The 17,860-nt window shown below is 63.9% G+C and carries 17 protein-coding genes; 4 read left to right on the forward strand and 13 right to left on the reverse strand.

What is annotated here, in order from left to right; translation table 11 throughout:
• The first annotated feature begins 9 nt into the window (after positions 1-9).
• A complete protein-coding gene (locus N7650_RS04965; protein WP_279897256.1) occupies positions 10-615 on the forward strand; it encodes a DinB family protein in 606 nt (201 codons plus the stop codon).
• Here the strand turns inward: N7650_RS04965 and N7650_RS04970 are convergent.
• The gene (locus N7650_RS04970; protein ID WP_279897257.1) at positions 590-1,024 is read right to left on the reverse strand and encodes a DedA family protein; all 435 of its coding nucleotides are present in this window, start codon (positions 1,022-1,024) and stop codon (positions 590-592) included. The two genes, N7650_RS04965 and N7650_RS04970, sit on opposite strands and share 26 nt — an antisense overlap.
• A 199-nt stretch (positions 1,025-1,223) precedes the next feature.
• Between N7650_RS04970 and N7650_RS04975 the strand changes: the two genes are divergently transcribed.
• On the forward strand, positions 1,224-1,790 hold the full coding sequence (locus N7650_RS04975) for an antibiotic biosynthesis monooxygenase (protein ID WP_009401054.1): 567 nt from the start codon (positions 1,224-1,226) through the stop codon (positions 1,788-1,790).
• Positions 1,791-1,848: 58 nt separating this feature from the next.
• Positions 1,849-2,667 carry an alpha/beta hydrolase gene (locus N7650_RS04980; RefSeq protein WP_064302901.1) on the forward strand — a complete coding sequence of 273 codons (819 nt, stop codon included), beginning with the start codon at positions 1,849-1,851 and terminating at the stop codon, positions 2,665-2,667.
• Positions 2,668-2,724: 57 nt separating this feature from the next.
• On the opposite strand, the gene N7650_RS04985 is transcribed toward N7650_RS04980, so the two are convergent.
• The 9 genes from N7650_RS04985 to N7650_RS05025 form a co-directional block, all read right to left on the reverse strand.
• Positions 2,725-3,636, reverse strand: coding sequence for a LysR substrate-binding domain-containing protein (locus N7650_RS04985; RefSeq protein ID WP_279897258.1), 912 nt, complete (start codon positions 3,634-3,636; stop codon positions 2,725-2,727).
• 154 nt (positions 3,637-3,790) lie between these two features.
• The gene (locus tag N7650_RS04990) at positions 3,791-5,578 is read right to left on the reverse strand and encodes a monovalent cation:proton antiporter-2 (CPA2) family protein (protein ID WP_279897259.1); all 1,788 of its coding nucleotides are present in this window, start codon (positions 5,576-5,578) and stop codon (positions 3,791-3,793) included.
• Positions 5,579-5,722: 144 nt separating this feature from the next.
• Positions 5,723-6,151, reverse strand: coding sequence for a DUF411 domain-containing protein (locus N7650_RS04995; protein ID WP_279897260.1), 429 nt, complete (start codon positions 6,149-6,151; stop codon positions 5,723-5,725).
• A 74-nt stretch (positions 6,152-6,225) separates the two neighbouring features.
• Positions 6,226-7,164 (reverse strand): copper resistance protein B, encoded by a 939-nt coding sequence (locus N7650_RS05000; protein WP_279897261.1) that lies wholly within the window; start codon positions 7,162-7,164, stop codon positions 6,226-6,228.
• Positions 7,157-8,860: a copper resistance system multicopper oxidase gene (locus N7650_RS05005; RefSeq protein WP_279897262.1), complete on the reverse strand. Its 1,704-nt coding sequence runs from the start codon at positions 8,858-8,860 to the stop codon at positions 7,157-7,159. Before N7650_RS05005 ends, N7650_RS05000 begins: the two co-directional genes overlap by 8 nt.
• 223 nt (positions 8,861-9,083) lie before the next feature.
• Positions 9,084-11,150 carry a PAS domain-containing protein gene (locus N7650_RS05010; RefSeq protein WP_279897263.1) on the reverse strand — a complete coding sequence of 689 codons (2,067 nt, stop codon included), beginning with the start codon at positions 11,148-11,150 and terminating at the stop codon, positions 9,084-9,086.
• A gap of 56 nt (positions 11,151-11,206) precedes the next feature.
• A complete protein-coding gene (mapR, locus tag N7650_RS05015; protein WP_279897394.1) occupies positions 11,207-12,616 on the reverse strand; it encodes a GntR family transcriptional regulator MpaR in 1,410 nt (469 codons plus the stop codon).
• Between the two features lie 39 nt (positions 12,617-12,655).
• Positions 12,656-14,065, reverse strand: a complete 1,410-nt coding sequence (ccoG, locus tag N7650_RS05020) for a cytochrome c oxidase accessory protein CcoG (RefSeq protein ID WP_009401042.1) — start codon at positions 14,063-14,065, stop codon at positions 12,656-12,658.
• Between the two features lie 121 nt (positions 14,066-14,186).
• The gene (locus N7650_RS05025) at positions 14,187-14,426 is read right to left on the reverse strand and encodes a DUF3203 family protein (protein WP_009401041.1); all 240 of its coding nucleotides are present in this window, start codon (positions 14,424-14,426) and stop codon (positions 14,187-14,189) included.
• Between the two features lie 140 nt (positions 14,427-14,566).
• Between N7650_RS05025 and N7650_RS05030 the strand changes: the two genes are divergently transcribed.
• Positions 14,567-15,112 (forward strand): MgtC/SapB family protein, encoded by a 546-nt coding sequence (locus N7650_RS05030; RefSeq protein WP_279897264.1) that lies wholly within the window; start codon positions 14,567-14,569, stop codon positions 15,110-15,112.
• A gap of 550 nt (positions 15,113-15,662) precedes the next feature.
• On the opposite strand, the gene N7650_RS05035 is transcribed toward N7650_RS05030, so the two are convergent.
• From N7650_RS05035 to N7650_RS05045, 3 genes are all read right to left on the reverse strand, one after another.
• Positions 15,663-16,562 (reverse strand): hydroxymethylglutaryl-CoA lyase, encoded by a 900-nt coding sequence (locus N7650_RS05035; protein WP_279897265.1) that lies wholly within the window; start codon positions 16,560-16,562, stop codon positions 15,663-15,665.
• Positions 16,563-16,585: 23 nt separating this feature from the next.
• Positions 16,586-16,990 carry a MerR family DNA-binding transcriptional regulator gene (locus tag N7650_RS05040; protein ID WP_009401038.1) on the reverse strand — a complete coding sequence of 135 codons (405 nt, stop codon included), beginning with the start codon at positions 16,988-16,990 and terminating at the stop codon, positions 16,586-16,588.
• 180 nt (positions 16,991-17,170) lie between these two features.
• Positions 17,171-17,830 (reverse strand): HAD-IA family hydrolase, encoded by a 660-nt coding sequence (locus N7650_RS05045; RefSeq protein WP_009401037.1) that lies wholly within the window; start codon positions 17,828-17,830, stop codon positions 17,171-17,173.
• Between the last annotated feature and the right edge of the window lie 30 nt (positions 17,831-17,860).

Consider the following 17,860-nt stretch of genomic DNA (forward strand, 5'->3'; position numbering starts at 1 on the left):
ACGTGCAAGATGGCCGAGCCACTGTCGCACCACCTGCTGACCATGGCCTACAACAATGCCTGGGCCAACCACCGCCTGTACAAGGCGTGCCGGCAACTGAGCCGCGACGAACTGGTCGCGCCGCGGTGCAGTTTCTTCCCCTCGATCAAGGCCACCCTCAATCACCTGCTGACCGTCGACTGGTTCTACCTCCAGGCCCTGGAGCGCGAGCTGCGCGGGGAGCCGCCGGACGAACTGTCGGCGCGCTTCTTCGAGCCGGAACAACCCTTCGACGATGTCGGGCAGTTGCACCGGGAACAGGCGCAGAACGACCGGCGCCTGATTGCCTATTGCCAGCAACAGCGCGACGACCAGTTGCAGCGCTACGTCAGCATCGTCCGTCCCGAGCGGGTTCAGCGCGACCAGCGCTTGCGCCTGCTGTCCCATCTCTTCGAGCACCAGATCCACCACCGCGGGCAGGTCCACGCCATGCTCGCGGATACCGGTGTGCGCCCGCCGCAACTGGATGAATTTTTCTGCGAGGGGGAGGCCCATCTGCGCGCGCAGGATTTCGTCGAACTGGGCTGGACCGAGGAGATGATCTGGGGCGTCAGCGGCCGAACCAACCCAGGGTAATCAGCGCCAGCACCAGGTACCGTGCGCCCTTGGCCAGGGTCACCAGCAGCACGAAGCGCCAGAATGGCTCGCGCATGATCCCGGCGATCAGGGTCAGCGGGTCGCCGATCACCGGCATCCAGCTCAGCAGCAGCGACCATTGCCCATAGCGCTGGTAGCGCTGCTGCGCCTTGTCCAGTTGCGTGGCGGAAAAGGGGAACCAGCGCTTGTCGCGCCAGCGTTCCAGAGCTCGCCCCAGCAGCCAGTTGACGATAGAGCCCAGTACGTTGCCCAGGGTCGCCACCAGCAACAGGCTCGTCACCGCCTGCGGATCGTGCAGGAGCAGGCCCACCAGCACCGCCTCGGATTGCAGCGGCAATAACGTGGCGGCGCCGAATGCCGCGAAGAACAGACCCCAATAGTTCAGCACGGTGGGCGCGCTTCCTTTTTCCGAAGGGTGCGTAGGATATTTCCCGTGATCCATGGCTGCCAGCACGGAAGTGTTCGATTGTTTATCGTTCCTTTAATGGAACGCTAAAGGCCGATTTGGCCGTCTAGTGCTGAAAGGGTGTCGAAATTAAGCTTTTCCCATCAACGCGACACACCACTTATCGCCAGGGAAACTGCTTATGAACACCGCCAACCAGGACAGCTCCAACGTGGTCACGCTGGTCATCCAGCACAAGGTCCGCAGCGACGCGCTGGACACCTATGAAGAATGGCTCAAGCGCGCCGTGCAGGCCGCGCGTCGCCAGCCCGGTCACCTGGGCGTCAACGTCATCCGTCCGGAGCAGGGCGGCAGGCACTTCACCACAGTGGTGCGCTTCTGTGAGTCGGCCCGTCTGCAGGATTGGGTCAACTCCAGCGAGCGCCAGCGGATGATCGACGAGGTCATGCCTTTGCTTGATGGCGGCGACCATACCGAAGTCCACGCCGACCCCGAGTTCTGGTTCACCCCTGTCGGCAGTGGTGCCCAGCAACCCCCGCGCTGGAAGCAGGCGGTGCTGACCTACCTGGTGATCTGCCCGATGACCCTGCTGGTCCCGGCCTTGCTGGCGCCATTGTTCGCTGCGGTTCCCGCGCTGGGCGGGCCGCTGGCGGGCAACCTGATCGGCAACCTCTTCGTCATCCTGCCCGTGGTGTTTTTCATCATGCCGCTGGTGACCCGCCTCGCTGCCGGCTGGCTGCGGACCTGAACGAATCGCCCCATACACACTCAAGAAACTACCTACGCATTTTTCAGGAGATACCGCTATGAGCACTCTCGTTACCCGTGACGGTACCGCGATCTATTACAAGGACTGGGGCAGCGGCAAGCCCGTGCTGTTCAGCCATGGCTGGCCGCTGGACGCCGATATGTGGGATGTGCAGATGGAGTTCCTGGCCAGCCGCGGCTACCGCGCCATCGCCTTCGACCGTCGCGGTTTCGGGCGTTCCAGCCAGCCGTGGACGGGCTATGACTACGACACCTTCGCCGACGATATCGCCCAGCTGATCGAGCACCTCGACCTCAACGAGGTGACCCTGGTGGGCTTCTCCATGGGCGGCGGCGATGTCACCCGCTATATCGCCCGGCATGGCAGCGAGCGGGTGGCCGGGCTGGTCCTCCTGGGCGCGGTCACGCCGCTGTTCATCAAGACCGCGGACAATCCGGAGGGTGTCGACAAGTCGGTATTCGATGGCATCCGCGACGGCATCCGCGCCGACCGTGCGCAATTCATCGCCGACTTCGCAGCGCCGTTCTACGGCATCAATCATGGGCAGAAGGTATCCCAGGGCGTGCAGGCCCAGACCCTGAACATCGCCCTGATGGCCTCGCTCAAGGCCACCCTGGACTGCGTGACGGCGTTTTCCGAAACCGACTTCCGTCCGGACATGGCGAAGATCGACGTGCCAACCCTGGTGATCCATGGCGATGACGACCAGATCGTGCCTTTCGAGACCACGGGCAAGAAAGCCGCGCAGATGATCCGCGGGGCCGAGCTGACCCTCTACAGCGGGGCGCCCCACGGGTTTGCCGTGACTCATGCGCAGCAGTTGAACGAAGACCTGCTGGCGTTCCTGTCGCGCTGATCCCCGTTGTGCTTTCGGGCCTCATCGTCGGACCACTGCGATGAGGCCTTCTGCTTTCTAGGCCATGTCACTCCCCGCAAACTCCTCCGCCAGATGATCGATCAATGCCCGCACCGACGGCAGCAAGCCGCGCCGTGACGGGAAGATCGCATGCACGATGCCGCAGCGCGGATGCCATCCCGGCAGCAACTCCACCAGCCGCCCCGCCGCCAGGTCCTCGCGCACCGCCACCCGTGGCAGGTGAGCGATTCCCACCCCGGCGACGACGAAATGGCGCAAGGCGAACAGGTCGTCGGTGACCATGCGTGGGGTATGCGGGATCACCAGGCTGCGGCTCATGTCCTCGCCCTGGAACAACTCCCATTGGTACTCGCGCTGGGCGCTGCCCCAGTGCAGGCTGGGCAGCTCGCCGAGCCGCTGCGGGTCGAAGCCCTCCGGCAGCGCGTGGAGAAACGACGGCTGGCCGACCAGGCATTGGGTGCTGTTGCTCAGCACCTTCATCACCATGTCGGTGTTTTCCAAGGGCGGGAAGCGCACCCGCAAGGCCAGGTCGAAACCTTCGTGCAGCAGATCGACGCGGCGGTTGGTGCTTTCGATGAACAGCTCTACCAACGGGTACTTGAGCATATAGCGGGTCAGCATCGGCCCGACCCAGGAGTTGAGCAGGGTGGTCGGGCAGCTCAGGCGCACCAAGCCGCGGGGCTCGCTGCGATTGCGCTCGATCACCTCGGCCGCGCCCTCGGCCTCGACCCGCATGGCCAGGCAGCGTCGATAGTATTCCTGGCCGATTTCGGTCAGCGAGCAGTGACGGCTGGTGCGATGCAGAAGGCGCACGCCGAGGCGCTCCTCCAGTTCGCAAATGCGCCGGCTGAGCTTGGACTTGGGCATGTCCAGCGCGCGGCCGGCGGGGGCGAAGCCGCCGTGTTCGACGACCTGGGTGAAGTAATAGAGGGAGTTGAGGTCTTCCAAGAAGGGCGGCTCCGTTGTGACAAGCCCGGAGTCTACTGCAAGTATCTCTGTTGATCTTCAGGGCCTCATCGCTGGCAAGCCAGCTCCCACAGTGTCCGCGGCGCTGCCGAACCTGTGGGAGCTGGCTTGCCAGCGATGAGGCCCAAAAGATCAATCAATCAGCATCGGCTTCGAACAACCGCTCCAGATCCAGCCGCGCTTCCTTGGCCGTCTGCATCACCTTGGCCTTGTCATCCCGCACCCGGCCCTGGGCGGCCAGCACTTCCTCGTCGTGCCGGGTGAAGCGCTGGATCCGGTCCGCCGCCTGGTCCTCGCTCAAGCCCAGCCCGACCAGGGTCATCCGGCTCATTTCCAGGCTCGAATGGAAGGTCTCGCGAATCGGCTCGGCGCCCACCTCCACCAGTTCATGCACATGCTGGCGATTGCGTGCCCGGGCCAGGACCTTGAGATGCGGGTACATCTGCTTGACCCGCTGCGCCGTGCGCGTCGTGGCCTCGGCGTCGTCGGTGGCGATGACGAAGTATTCGGCCTCGCCGACCTTCGCCGCATGCAGCACCTCGGGACGTTGCGGGTCACCGTAGAACACTGGCACCTGCTCGAACATGCGGGTCATCTCGATGGTATCCACCGAGGTTTCCAGAGCGAGGAAGGGTATCTTCTGCGCGCGCAGGATCCGCGCCACGATCTGGCCCATCCGGCCCATGCCGACGATCACCACCCGCGGCGCATCGGTATCGATGTCCTTGTATTGCTCCGGCACTTCGCGCACCACCTGCGGGCGCTTGCCCAGGCGAGCGCAGCCGAGCAGCAGGAGCGGGGTGATGGCCATGGACAGGGTGATGGTCATCAGCAGCATGTCGTAGGTTTGCAGGTCGAACAGGCCCTGGTCGCGTCCCAGCTTGAACACCACGAAGGCGAATTCGCCACCGGCGGCCAGCACCACGCCCAGGCGCAGGGCATTGACCTTGTTCAGGCCACCGGCGAAGTGGCCGACCAGCATCAGCAGCGGCAGCTTCACCGCTACCAGCAGCAGCGTCAGGCCGATCAGCAGCAGCGGCATATCCAGCAGCAGGCGCAGGTTGGCCCCCATGCCCACGCTGATGAAAAACAGCCCCAGCAGCAGCCCTTTGAACGGCTCGATCTGCGCCTCAAGTTCATGCCGGTATTCCGAGTCCGCCAGCAGCAAGCCAGCGAGGAAAGCGCCCAGGGCCATGGAAATGCCTGCTTCCTCCATGAGCCAGGCCGTACCGATCACCACCAGCAGGGCGGTGGCGGTAGACACTTCCGGCAGGCCGGTGCGGGCCACGATGCGGAACAACGGACGCAGCAGGTAGCGGCCGCCGACGATAACGATGGCAATGCTGCCGAATACCTTGAGGCCGTGGCCCAGACTGTCGCCATGGCTGGTATCCGGCCCGGCGGCGGCCAGCAGCGGCACCAGGGCGATCAGCGGAATCGCGGCGATGTCCTGGAACAGCAGGATGGCAAAGGCAAGGCGACCATGGGGCGCATTGAGCTGCTTGCTTTCGGCCAGGCTCTGCAAACCGAAGGCGGTGGACGACAGGGCCAGGCCAAGGCCCAGGACAATGGCCGCCGGCAGCGAGCGGGCAAAGCCGAACAGCGCGATGGCGCCGATCACCGCACCGGTCAGCAGGACCTGCGCCAGGCCCACGCCGAACACCGACTTGCGCATCAGCCACAGGCGCCGTGGCGACAGTTCCAGGCCGATGATGAACAGCAGCAGGACCACGCCCAGCTCGGAGATATGCGCAACGCTCTGGGTGTCGCGGATCAGCCCCAGGGCTTGCGGGCCGATCACCACGCCAGCCAGCAGGTAGCCGAGCACGGCCCCCAGTTGCATGCGCTTGGCCAGGGGAACGGTAACGACCGCGGCGAGGAGGAAGATCACCGCGGTTTGCAGAAGGCTGCCTTCGTGTGGCATTGCTCGGTCTCCATGAACTGCTTGAGGCAGCGTTTGCTATGAAAGTCCGGGCATTTTCCTGGGGATTGGTCTTTCCGACAATCCGGCTGGGTGCGGATTGATTGTCTCCCTGTTGATGACAATAAGCGGACCTGGCCGTGCCAGTCAGTACTCGGCAATCACTTCGTCGGTGCCGGCACCGGTCAAGCCGATGACCTGGTAGGCGTCCTTGTGATCGCCCATTTCCATGCCCGGGGAGCCCATTGGCATACCCGGTACGGCAATGCCTTTCAGGTCGGGGCGTTTGCCGAGCACTGCAATCTGCTCGGCCGGGACATGGCCTTCGATGAACTGGCCGTTGATCACGCCGGTATGGCAGGAAGCCAGGCGCGGCGCCACGCCGAGTTTCTGCTTGACCGCGCTCATGTTCGGTTCGACGTGGTCGTTGACGGTATAGCCGTTGTCGCGCAGATGGCTGATCCATTCCTTGCAGCAGCCACAGTTGGGATCGCGGTAGACATCGATGGTCTGCCCGGCCTGGGCCAGGGTGGCCAGGGCCAGCAGGCCGAGGGCTGCCAGGTTTTTCTTCAGCATGGTCTTTCTCCTTTGAATTCTGTGTTGTCTGACCGGGCCTCATCGCTGCGGTGCGGCGATCGGGGCGACACGGTCTAGAACCTTAACCTGATACCCGCCACCCAGCGCGTCTGCCCGATATCCTCGCCTTCATCCCGGGCCATCGCCGCCGTTTCGCCATACATCCGGTTGAAGGTCACCCCTACATAGGGCGCAAACCCCGGGGTGATCTCGTAGCGCAGGCGCACCCCGGTCTCGCTGTCCGACAGCCCTGAGCCTTGTCCGCGGCCGGCGTCGTTGCGTCCATGGAAATTGGCTTCGACCATTGGCTCCAGCCGCCAGCGCTGGGTCAGCAGGATAGCGTAGGACGCTTCCAGCCGCAGCGCGGTCTGTTGCCGCTCGCCCGCATACAGCGTGGCTTCCAGTTCCATGCCATAGAGCGGTGTGCCCTGGACGCCGAAGGCTGCCCAGGTCTGGCCGCTGCCCGGCTTGAAGTCCTGGCGCACGCCCGCGACCACTTCCCACCAGGGGCTGAAGGCGTGCCCCCAGAGTGCCTGCAATTCTGCCTTGTGGGTGCGTCCCTGTTCCCGTTCGCCTTCGCTGCGCAGCCACAGGCGGTCGATATCACCGCCGATCCAGGCGTTGGCATTCCAGTTCAGCGCGCTGCTGTTTTCGAAATTCTGGTACTCCAGTTGTTCGACGGTCACCGCCCAGTTGATCTGCCGATCATGCACCTGGTGCCCGGGCAGGGGCGGGAAGGCTGCCTGGCGATCGGCGTCGGTAACCGGTTTGAGCGGTGTACGTGGTAGTTGCGGTGCATCGTGGTTCATCGAGCCATGCGTCATTGCTCCGTGATTCACTGCGTCATGATCCATTGCTCCATGGTTCATCGCGCCATGGCCCATGGCCGAATGATCCATACCGGAGTGATTCATGCCGGAGTGATCCATCGTTGCCGCGCGAATCTCCTCGCTGCCCAGCAGCAAAAGCAGGGCAATGCCGCCGATCAACGGCCTGTTCGATCGTTCATTCATCGACGCGTACCTCGCGGAACATGCCGGTTTCCATGTGGTAGAGCAGGTGGCAGTGGTAGGCCCAGCGGCCCAGGGCGTCGGCACTGACCCGGTAACTGCGGCGGCTGCCCGGTGGCATGTCAACGGTGTGCTTGCGCACCTGGAATCGCCCGTGTTCATCCTCCAGGTCGCTCCACAGGCCGTGCAGGTGGATGGGGTGGGCCATCATGGTGTCGTTGACCAGGGTGATGCGCAGGCGCTCGCCGTATTTCAGGCGCAGCGGTTCGGCATCGGAAAAGCGGATGCCGTCGAACGACCAGGCGAAGCGCTCCATGTGCCCGGTCAGGTGCAGTTCGATCTCGCGCCCCGGCTCGCGGCCATCCGGGTCGGCGAAGGTACTTTTCAGGTCGGCATAGGTCAGTACCCGGCGGCCGTTATCGCGCAGGCCGATGCCGGGATCGCCCAGGTTGGCCTTGGGCATCATGGTCTGCATGTCCACCAGCGGGTTGCCGTTTTCCGAAGCCGGGTGCTGCTGCATGTCCATGCCCGGCATGGCGTGATGCATGCCGGCCATGCTGCCGTGGTCCATCGCGCCCATGTTGCCATGGCCCATGTCCGCCATGGTCAGCACCGGCTTGGGCTCCAGCGCCGGAATCGCTGCACTCAGGCCATGGGCCCGGGCCAGGGTACCGCGGGCATAGCCACTGCGGTCCATGCTTTGGGCGAACAGGGTGTAGGCCGGCAGGTCGCCGACCGTGACCAGCACATCGTAGGTTTCCGCCACCGCCAGGCGCAGTTCGTCCACCGTGACCGGCTGCACCGGCTGGCCGTCGGCGGCGATCACGGTGAGCTTGAGGCCGGGAATGCGGAAGTCGAAGTAGGTCATCGCCGAGCCGTTTATCAGGCGCAGGCGCAGGGTTTCGCCGGGCTGGAACAGGCAGGTGAAGTTGCCCTCGGGAGCCAGTCCGTTGAGCAGGTAGGTATAGGTGGCGGCGCTGATATCGGCGATATCGGTGGGCGTCATGTGCATCAGCGCCCATTCCTTGCGGTTGGCCAGGGTCGCCGACCAGCCGTCGCGGGCCACGTCATCGATGAAGTCGCCGACGGTGCGCTGCCGCTGGTTGTAGTAGTCGGACTGTTTCTTCAAGCGGGTCAGCAGGGCGGCGGGCTTCTCGTCGCTCCAGTCGCTGAGCAGCAGCACGCAATCGCGCTGGTAGACGTGGGCCTCGGGGGTCTTCGGCTCGATGACGATGGCGCCGTAGACCCCGGCCTGCTCCTGCAGGCCGGAATGGCTGTGGTACCAGTAGGTGCCGTTTTGCTCCAGGGTGAAGCGGTACAGGTAATCGCCGCCGGGCTCGATGCCGGCGAAGCTCAGGCCGGGCACGCCGTCCATGTTGGCCGGGAGGATGATCCCGTGCCAGTGCAGCGAGGTGCTTTCGTCCAGGCGATTGCGCACCCGCAGGGTCACCGTATCGCCTTCGCGCCAGCGCAGCACCGGGCCGGGCAGGCTGTTGTTGATGGTCAGCGCGGTCCGTGGCTTGCCGGTGATATTCACGGCGGTCTGGCCGATGAACAGCTCGAAATGCTGGCCGTCCAGCTCGACGGCATCATGCGGCCCGCGGGCCCATGCGTTGCTGCGCCAAAGGCCGAGACCGCCCAGGGCGCTGGCTGCGGCCAGGCCCTTGACGAAGGTGCGGCGGGTAGGAAGGTGGGGCATGGGGTGTCAGTCCATCAACAGGGATGCCCGACCTTAATCTGCTGTGGCTGACAGCAAACTGAGGTTTGAATTACAGATTTGTCAGGGAGCGTTGGGCAGCGAACCTGCGGGAACTGTCTTTGGGGGTGTTGGAGATTGCGTGCATATCCATTTGCCAGGGCGACGCTGAGTCACCCGAGCAAACGGATCAACACACAATAACCAGCCCCAGCCCCAGCCCCATTCACCGCTCCCCGAGAATCTCCTCCACCCGCGCCATCAACCCCTCCAACGTAAACGGCTTGGTCATCACGCTGATCCCCGGCGCCAGTCGCCCATCGCTCAGCGCGGCGCTTTCGTCGTAGCCGGTGATGAACAGCACCGGCAACTGCGGGTGCACCTGGCGCACCGCTGCCGCCATTTGCCGACCGCTGAGCCCGCCCGGCAGGCCGATATCGCTGATCAGCAAATCCGGCGGCGTCCCGTCCTTCAACCTTGGCAAGGCCAGCACAGCGCTCGCGTAGAACTCGACCCGGTGACCGGACTCTTCCAGGCTCTCGGTAATCACCCCGCGCAGGGTGTCCTGGTCTTCCACCAGCACGATGCGCGCTCCGCTGCCCAGGCCCGGGACATTGTGCGCGCTAGTGCGGGCCGGGCTTGCCGCCGCGCTCTGGTGATGGCGCGGCAGGTACAGCTCGATCCGCGTGCCCTGGCCAGGGGCGCTGACGATACGCAGTTGCCCGCCTGACTGACGGACGAAACCGTAGGCCATCGACAGCCCAAGCCCGGTGCCCTGGCCCAGCGGCTTGGTGGTGAAAAACGGATCGATGGCCCGCGCCGCGACATCGGCGGACATCCCCGTGCCGTTGTCGGCGACGCTCAGGCACAGGTACGGCCCTGCGGCCAGGTCCAGCGGGCGTCCGCGTTCTTCGTCCAGCTCGATATTGTCGATGGCGATTTCGATCAGCCCGCCATTGGGCAGGGCATCCCGGGCATTGATGCACAGGTTGAGCAGGGCGCTTTCCAGTTGCGGCGGGTCGATGAAGGTCGGCCACAGGTCATCCCTGAACTGGCTGCGAACCGCGATGGCCGGGCCGACGCTGCGCTGGATCAGCTCCTCCATGTCGCGCAGCAGGGCACCGACATCGGTGGCCTGGGGTTGCAGGGTCTGCTGTCGGGAAAAGGCCAGCAGGCGGTGAACCAGCGACGCCGCGCGTTGGGCCGAGGTGCTGGCGGCTTCCAGCAGTGGATGCAGTTCGGCGTGGCGCTGCTGGTCCAGACGCTGGCGCATCAGTTCGTGGGCACCGAGGATGCCGCCGAGCAGGTTGTTGAAATCATGGGCGATGCCGCCGGTGAGCTGGCCCACCGCTTCCATTTTCTGCGCCTGGCGCAGGGCCTCCTCGGCGCGCAGCAGGCGTTGCTGCTCCTCGACCCGGGCACTGATGTCATAGGCGAAAAGATAGGCGCCAAGCAGTTCGCCCTGGTCGTCGTGCAGCGCATTGAAGCGCAGTTCGTAATGACGGCGGCGGTCACCGCTGCCGAACTCGACGGTTTCGATAAACACCTCACCGGCCAGGGCCCGGCGCCACAAGGACAGGGTCCGCGCGCAATCGGCGGGGAAGCGGCGCAGGACGTGCTCCACCCGGTCGCCGACCTTCGGTGCCTCGTCGTAGAGGTGATAGCAGTCCTTGAGGGCCTGCTGGTTGATCGCCATCCAGCGCAGGTCGGGGCTGACCACCTGGACGCAAGCCACGCTGTTGTCCACCAGTTGAGCGAGCAATTGGCGTTCGGCCAGCGCGTCGCGCACCCGTTGCTCCAGTTGCTCGTTGAGCCGATGCACGGCCCGCTCGGCGTTGCGTCGTTCGGTCACGTCCTGGAACAGCACCGCAACCTGCTTGCGCTCGGCCGGTTCGATGCGGAAGGTGGTGACCGACAGCACGCGGCCGGTGGCGACCAGTTCCTGTTCGAAGTGCAAGGGCTCGCCAGTGCGCAATACCGCACCGTAACGGGCGACCCAGTCGTCGGCCTCGTCGGGGACCATTTCCCGCAGTTTCTGCCCGACCACGTTGGGAATCCCGGCGTGGCGAGCGTAGGCGGCGTTGGCCACGACGTGAATGTAGTCACTCAGCGGGCCATGGGGGCCATCGAAAAACTCGATGACACAGAAGCCCTCGTCCATGGTGTCGAACAGAAAGCGGTAGAAGTCCTCATCCTGCGCCTGTTGTTGCAGCAGTTGCCGTTCGAGGGCGGCATTGCGTTGTTGCAGGGTCTGGAGTTGCAGGCGCAGGGAGTCGAGTTCGCGGGAGGGCATGGAAAGGTCCGGACGCAGGCCAATGGCGCCACTTTAGACCGCCGCTGATGCGGCGGCTAGAAGGAGCGTACGATCCGTCCGAGTGTTTCCATGGCTTTTTCCGATTGCTCGGTCCAGGGGCTGCCGTAATTCAAGCGGATGCAATGACGGAAGCGCCGGGTCGGCGAGAAGATCGGCCCCGGGGCGATGCTGATGCCCTGGGCCAGGGCCATCTGGAACAGTTTGAGGGAGTCCATGCTCTCCGGCAGTTCCAGCCAAAGGAAGTAACCGCCCGAAGGATGGCTGACCCGTACCGAGGCGGGAAAATGCCGGGCGATGGCGGCGAGCATGGCGTTCTTCTGTTCTTCCAGGGCATAGCGCAGGCGGCGCAGGTGGCGGTCGTAGCCGCCGTGCTGGAGGTAGTCGGCGATGGCCGCCTGGGCAGGCATCGAGGCGCACAGCGAAGTCATCAGCTTGAGCCGTTCGATGGTGCGGGCGAAACGTCCGGCGGCTACCCAGCCAATCCGATAGCCGGGGGCGAGGCTTTTGGAGAAGGAACTGCAATGCATCACCAGGCCCTCGGTGTCGAAGGCTTTCGCCGGCTTCGGCGCCTGCTGGGCGTAATACAGCTCTGCGTAAACGTCGTCCTCGATCAGCGGCACCTGGTGCTGGCGCAACAACTCGACCAGCGCCCGCTTCTTTTCTTCCGGCACGCTGGCGCCCACCGGGTTCTGGAAGTTGGTCATGCACCACACGGCCTTGACCGGGTGCCGCTCCAGGGTCTGGGCCAATACCCCCAGGTCGATGCCCTCGCGCGGGTGCACGGGAATTTCCACGGCCTTGAGCTTGAGGCGCTCAAGCACCTGCAGGCAGGCGTAGAACGCCGGTGCCTCGATCGCCACCAGGTCGCCCGGTTCGGTCACCGCCTGCAAGCACAGGTTCAGGGCTTCCAGTGCACCGTTGGTGATGAGCAGTTCCTCCATCGGCAGCATCAGCCCGCCGACCATGTAGCGCAGGGCGATCTGCCGGCGCAGTCGCGGATTGCCTGGCGAAAGGTCGGTGACCACCATGCGCGGATCCATGTCTCGGGTCGCGCTGGCCAGCGAGCGGGCCAGGCGTTGCAGGGGGAACAGGGCAGGGCTGGGGAACGCCGAGCCGAACGGCACGGTGTGCGGGTCCTTGATCGATTCGAGGATGGAGAACACCAGTTCGCTGACGTCGACCTCGGTGGACTCGATGGCCGGCTCGCCGATCCGTGGTTCGCTGAACGGTTTCGGCGCATGGGCGTTGACGAAATACCCCGAGCGCGGCCGCGCGCGGATCAGCCCGCGGCGCTCCAGCAGGTAGTAGGCCTGGAACACCGTGGACGGGCTGACCCCGTGGGTCTGGCTGGCGTAGCGCACCGACGGCACGCGCTGGCCGGGTCCGAGGACCCCGGTGTAGATCAGTTCGGCAATGTCGTCGGCGAATTTCTCGTAGCGTTTCATCATGGCTCTGCTGGTTCGAAGTGCACGCAGTGTAGGGGATCAGCGGTTGAGCGGGGCAACGAAGCGGCTGCGGGCCACGGCGCGGATCGCCGGTTCGTCGCTGTCCACCAGTTCGAAGTCCAGTTCCTGCGAACTGCTGGTTGCCCGTTCGCCCAGCATCGCCACCGATACCGGCAGCTCGGCCATTTCCCCGGCGGGAACGCTGAAGTAGGTCTGGCCATGCAGTTCGAAGCCCTCGGCATCCAGCAAGCGCAACTGGTAGTTCTGCGCTACCTGGGTCTTGTTGATCACCTTGAGCATGTAGATGTTTTCGATCTGACCGCGGGCATTCTCCCGGAACAGGCCGCGGTCCTTGATGACGTCCATGGACAGCATCGGCCGTTCATGCAGGGCGATAACCAGGGCACCGATCATCACTACCAGCACGGTGACGTAGCCCAGCAGGCGCGGGCGCAGCCAGTGGGTGCGCCCGCCTTGCAGGCTGTGCTCGGACTTGTAGCCGATCAGGCCGCGCGGGTAGTTCATCTTGTCCATGATGCTGTCGCAGGCGTCGATGCAGGCGGCGCAACCGATGCATTCCATCTGCAGGCCGTCGCGAATGTCGATGCCAGTCGGGCAGACCTGTACGCACATCGTGCAGTCGATGCAGTCGCCGAGACCGGCCGCCTTGTAGTCCTGGTCCTTCTTGCGTGCACCGCGGTTCTCGCCGCGACGCGGGTCATAGGCCACGGCCAGGGTGTCCTTGTCGAACATCACACTCTGGAAACGGGCGTAGGGACACATGTGCATGCACACCGCCTCGCGCAACCAGCCTGCATTGATATAGGTGGCGCCGGTGAAGAACAGGATCCAGAACAGGCTGACGCCACCGGCCTGCAAGGTGAACAGTTCTTCAGCCAGAGGGCGGATCGGCGTGAAATAGCCGACGAAGGTCAGGCCCGTCAGAAGGCTGATGGCCAGCCAGAGACTGTGCTTGAGGGCGCGGCGGGCCAGCTTGTTCGGCCCCCACGGCGCCTTGTCCAGTTTCATGCGCTGGTTGCGGTCGCCTTCGCTGACCTTCTCGCACCACATGAACAGCCAGGTCCAGGTGCTTTGCGGGCAGGTATAGCCGCACCAGACCCGCCCGGCGAACACGGTGATGGCGAACAGGCCGAAGGCGCAGATGATCAGCAGCGCCGAGAGCAGGATGAAATCCTGTGGCCAGAACGTCGCGCCGAAGATATGGAATTTGCTCTCGGCCAAGTCCCAGAGCACGGCCTGGCGGCCACCCCATTCCAGCCAGGCGGTGGCGAAGAACAACAGGAAGAGAAAACCTGCGCCACCCAGGCGCAGGTTGCGGTACAGGCCGGTAAAGCTGCGGGTGAAGATCTGCTGGTCGCTGCTGGCGGCCTTCTTCTTGTGGGTCGGCTCGGCAACTTCAACGATCTTGACGGGAATAGGTTCGCTCATGGTTCGTCGCTCATCAGGCCTCGATCAGGCCAGGGCACTATGGCGAGCGATCTGTATTCAGAACAGATTCAGGTATCCCGATAAAAACCGTATCAGATTTTCCGAAAAAGCCCTGCAGGCCTTAGATTATCGAGCCTGGAGCGCTGCTTTTCAGGTGCCTGCGACCATCCACCGCACCAGCCACGGTCAGCGCATCGGCTTCCGCTTCGGTGATCGGCACGCGCTTGCCGGCCAGTTCGGCCACGGACATGCGCAGGTTCTCGTCGGTCAACACCTGCACTTCGCTGGCGTTGCCTTCGATATTCAGTTCTTCGCTGATCAGGGTGCAGCGCCGGGTGGTGTCATCGATCTGGATGGGCATGGTGTGTTCCTCGTGCAAAGGGCCTATGGGGTAGACCATCGGCCCGTCCCGCTTGCGGCCTCGAGCCGATCAGCGGTTGCATCGCACTTTGTCGAAGCGGCTGTTGTCCATCGACTGACAGCACTGACAAGGAAAACGCCATGGATGCCTGGTGGGATGAAGTGTGGATGACGCTTGTGGCGGAGTTCGCCGACATTACCGATGCGAAACAATTGACCCAGGTTTCGGTACGCCTGCTGATGGCCGCGCTTCTGGGGGCGGTGCTCGGTTTCGAGCGCGAGATGAAAGGCAAGGCCGCCGGGGTGCGCACCCATATGCTGGTGGCCATCGGTGCGGCACTGTTCGTCCTGGTCCCGCGCATGGCCGGGGCTGACGATGCGGCGCTGAGCCGGGTGGTGCAGGGGATCGTCGCCGGGATCGGTTTCCTCGGTGCCGGTACCATCCTCAAGGGGCACGATCTGGACGCCAGTCACGTCAAGGGCCTGACCACCGCCGCGGGCCTGTGGATGACCGCCGCCATAGGCGTGGCCGCCGGAATGGGCCGCGAGGCCACGGCGCTGTTCAGCACGATATTGGCGCTGGTGGTGTTTTCGATCATGCCGTGGGTGGTGGACCTGTTCGAGGACCAGGAGCACAAAAGGAAGCGCAAGGAGGAGGGAGACAAGGAGGAAAATGGCAAGGCCTGAATGCACTGAGGGGAGCCGAAGCTCCCCTCAAAGATTGTTGCGTGCTCTTTTTTGTTATTGGAGGGCGGTCTGTTGTTGTTTTTGTCAACCGTTGCCTCTTGTCGCTGTTTTGTGCGACCCCCATCCGGGGTCAAGAGCAAACGTATTTTTTTGAGCGCTGATCGACCTTCATCATTGCTGATCCAACCGTGACGGGCGCTACCTTGAGGTAGTTTTATTGTTCTCTGTCTGGTTGCGGGGCACGCCCCGGAAAAGCCATCCACTTCAAAAAAATCAGTTAGCTTCGTCTCTGCCGTATTGTTCTTGTTATGTCAGATCCGGTACGTCTTGTTTTTATTGGGTATGCCGCATTTTTTATTCTTGTTGTGCCAGAGATAAAGCAGGTGCCGTGCCAACTTTTAGAAATCCAATAAAATCAATGATTTGAAGAATTTGGTGGAAAAGCCTGCGCGGGAAAAACCGCTGATTTGTTTCCGTGTTACCCGGAATTTCCCTAGGCAGTGGGTAGGCGGTAACACTTTGTGACCGAGTGCACAGTGTTACCACTTCCTCAGCAGGCGTTACGCGCACGTGCTACCCGCGAGCCGGTGGCGCGACCGAGCACGGCGCTGATGCGCTGGCCAGCGGCGATCAACCGCTCCAGGTCGATCCCGGTATCGATGCCCAGGCCTTGCAGCATGTACACCATGTCCTCGCTGGCCACATTGCCGCTGGCGCCCTTGGCGTACGGGCAGCCGCCGAGGCCGGCGACCGAGCTGTCGAACACGTTGATACCTTCCAACAGGCTGGCATAGACGTTGGCCAGGGCCTGGCCGTAGGTGTCGTGGAAATGCCCGGCCAGGTGCGGGCGTGGCACCTGGGCGCCGACCACGTTGAACAGATGACGGGTAGCCCCCGGGGTGCCGGTGCCGATGGTGTCGCCGAGGGACACTTCATAGCAGCCCATTTCATAGAGCTCGCGGGCCACGGCGGCGACCTGGGCCGCGTCCACCTCGCCCTCGTAGGGGCAGCCGAGCACGCAGGACACATAGCCGCGTACCCGCACACCGTGCTGGCGCGCAGCCTCCATGATCGGCACGAAGCGTTGCAGGCTCTCGCTGATCGAGCAGTTGATATTGCGCTGGGAGAAGGCCTCGGAGGCGGCGGCGAACACCGCGACTTCCTTGACCCGGGCGGCGAGGGCGTCCTCGAAGCCGCGCATGTTCGGTGCCAGGGCGGCATAAGTGACGCCCGGCTGCTGGCGGATGCCGGCGAAGACTTCGGTCGAACCGGCCATTTGCGGCACCCATTTCGGCGAGACGAAACTGCCCACTTCGACGTAGGACAGGCCGGCATCGGTCAGGTCGTCGACCAGGCGCACCTTGTCGGCGACGCTGATGGGTTGGGCTTCGTTCTGCAGGCCGTCGCGGGGACCGACTTCGACCAGACGCACTTTGGCGGGCAATGGCATGGCGGGGGGCTTCCTGGTGGGGCTCAATGGCCGTTGTTGTTCTGCGTGTTCAGGGTTGCTGCCAGCGCCTGCTGGCAACGTTCTTCGGCGGTATCCAGTTCCAGTTGCATCTGCTGGATGTCGAGCAATTGCTGCTCCAGCTGGGCACGGCGCTCGGCGATCTTCGCCAGCATGCTGTTGAGCTGCCGGGTATTGCCGCCGGTGGGGTCGTACAGCTCGATCAGTTCGCGGCACTCGGCGAGGGAAAAACCGATGCGCTTGCCACGCAGGATCAGTTTCAGGCTGACCTTGTCGCGTGCCGAATAGACCCGTTCCAGGCCGCGCCGCTCGGGGCTCAGCAAACCTTGTTCCTCGTAGAAGCGGATGGCCCGGGTGGTGATGTCCAGCTCGCGGGACAGGTCGGAAATACTGTAGGTCTGGCTGCTCATGGGCTGGCTCTGCGTGAAGGCGATATGGCGCCTAACCTAAAGCCAGGTTGACGTATACGTCAAGGTGATTGGCGGTGTCCTTCAGGGCCTCATCGCTGGCAAGCCAGCTCCCACAGGGTTTTGCAGCGACTCGGACCCTGTGGGAGCTGGCTTGCCAGCGATAAATGGCCCGGACAACCTCTATTTACCTGTCATCCGCCCAATCACTTCCCACAACCGCTCATCCTTGAAATCCGCCACCACCAACTGCGCCCCCGCCGCCCTCAACGCCTCCACCGTCTGGCTCGTCGACAACCCCACGGTAAAGATCCCCGCACCACTGGCGGCCTTGACCCCCGGCACCGAATCCTCGAAGGCCAGTGCCTGCCCGGCCTGCGCATTCAAACGTTGCAACCCGGTGAGGTAGGGCAGCGGGTCCGGCTTGGCTTTCGGCAGTTCCTCCGCCACCAGCACGTGCTCGAAACGCCCGGCCAGGTCCAGCGCCTGGAGCATGTGCTCGGCATTGGCCCGCGGTGCATTGGTCACCACCGCCATGCCGATGCCACGGTTCTCGGCGTACTCCAGCAGGCGGAGCAGACCCGGCGTCGGCTGCAAGCTCGGCGACAGTTCGCGAAAGCGCGCCTCCTTGCGGTCGGCAAAGGCCCGGTGTTCGTTTACCGGCCGGTCGGGAAACAGGTAGCGGCACAGGTCGGCATTGGCCCGTCCGCTGATATGCGCCTCGAATTCCGCCTCGGTCAGGGTACGGCCATCCTCGTGCAGCAACTGCTGCATGGCCAGCAGGTGAAGCTTGTCGGTATCGGCCAGGGTACCGTCGAGGTCGAAAAGCAGGGCGTCGAGCATGGTGCATATCCGTAGAGCGATGAACGGCCA

Source organism: Pseudomonas sp. GD04058 (assembly GCF_029836855.1).
In the GTDB taxonomy this organism is placed as follows: Bacteria; Pseudomonadota; Gammaproteobacteria; order Pseudomonadales; family Pseudomonadaceae; genus Aquipseudomonas; species Aquipseudomonas bharatica.